This is a genomic window from Saccharomonospora iraqiensis subsp. iraqiensis, from assembly GCF_000430445.1.
GTDB classification, from domain to species: Bacteria; Actinomycetota; Actinomycetes; order Mycobacteriales; family Pseudonocardiaceae; genus Saccharomonospora; species Saccharomonospora iraqiensis.
In genome coordinates this window covers 3,243-4,538 of the sequence record NZ_KE387056.1, presented here as the reverse complement: position 1 = coordinate 4,538, position 1,296 = coordinate 3,243, and the positions used below count along the sequence as shown (strand labels likewise).

Annotated in this window: 1 protein-coding gene; it reads right to left on the bottom strand. The window is 70.2% G+C overall.

The annotated features are described in order from the left end of the window. Positions 1–32 precede the first annotated feature (32 nt). Positions 33–920 (bottom strand): ABC transporter permease subunit, encoded by an 888-nt coding sequence (locus tag ACTIR_RS0104040; RefSeq protein ID WP_026453307.1) that lies wholly within the window; start codon positions 918–920, stop codon positions 33–35. Positions 921–1,296: the final 376 nt, after the last annotated feature.

Here is a 1,296-nt window from a genome sequence, read left to right as displayed (position 1 = left end):
TCCGCTCACTCACGGCTCCCTCGGGCGCTGGGTCAGGTGATGTCGCGTTTGTGGTTCGCGGCCCAGCCCGCCCCGAAGAACACCAGTGTCCAGGCGAGGAACACCAGCGTCGCGCTCCACCAGGCGTAGGAGCCGGGTGCCCCCGCGAGGAACTGCAGCGCCCACTGGAGGTTCTCGTCCAGGCCGGCCGGTGCGGACACGCCCGCGGCTCCGACCGACGCGGCGGCCAGGGCACCCATGATCCCGTTGAGCGCGTTGTTCGGCAGGACACCACCGAGCCACGACGCGTCCAACGTACCGAACATGACGAAGACGAGGAGGTTCTCGACCACCAGCATCCAGATGATCAGCGTCACGACGGGTCCGGTGACGCTGTTCCACACCGCGCCGACGCCGACCCCGAACAGGGTGGCGAGGATTCCGGCGACCAGCGTCGTGCCCAGCACGCCGAGCCACTGGCCCACGGACGGCAGTCGCGACCCGTCCACCGCGATCACGGTGCCGAGGGTGGTCGCCACCACGAGCACGAGAGCGTAGACCGCACCCCAGACCATGTAGGTGACCATCTTCGCGGTCAGTGCGGCACCGCGCCCGGGTGCGGTGAGGTAGGTCGTGGTGATCGTCCGGCGGGTGTACTCACCCGCGAGCGCGGAGATCCCGAAGATCACCGGAAAGAGCAGGCCGACGTTGACCCCCCGCGAGATCGCGAGCATGCCCACCGGCAGGGCGTCCACCTGGACACCGAGCGCGCGGGCGAGGCGTTGTGCGTCGTAGGTGCCGAGGAAGTCGCTGAACTCGTTGACCCCGTTGCCCCAGCCGTAGGCGAAGAAGAACGAGACGGCGAACGCCGGGATCATCAGCGCCCACCACAGTTTGAGGCCGGTGGTCTTGCGGAACTCCGCCTTGATCAGGTTGCCCATCACTGCTGACCCCCCGAGCCCTCGGTCGACTGCGGCTGCTGGTGTTCGGACTGTGGGTCCGCCTGCTGCGGCGGTTGTTCCGCCTGCTCCGGCGGTGGCCCGGAGGCCTGCCGAGTCGGCTGCCCGGACGTCTGCCCGGACGTCTGCCCGGACGTCTGCTCAGCCGTCGGTTCAGGCGTTTGCTCAGTCGTCTGCTGGGCCGTCGTCTGTTGCGTCGCCGGTGGCGCCGCGTCCTGTGTCGTCTGTTCGGGTGCCTGGTGTGCAGGCTCCCCGGGGGACACGGCGGGTTGTGCCGGGGCCGGGGCAGGGGCCGGGGCCTCCGGCGGGGCCTGTGGCGGCGTCGGAGGCGGCGACTGCTGCTGCGGGGCCTGCTGCT

Bases quoted from the DNA above. Each gene is read 5' to 3' on its own strand.
- ACTIR_RS0104040 (WP_026453307.1), bottom strand. From the start codon at position 920: ATGGGCAACCTGATCAAGGCGGAGTTCCGCAAGACCACCGGCCTCAAA.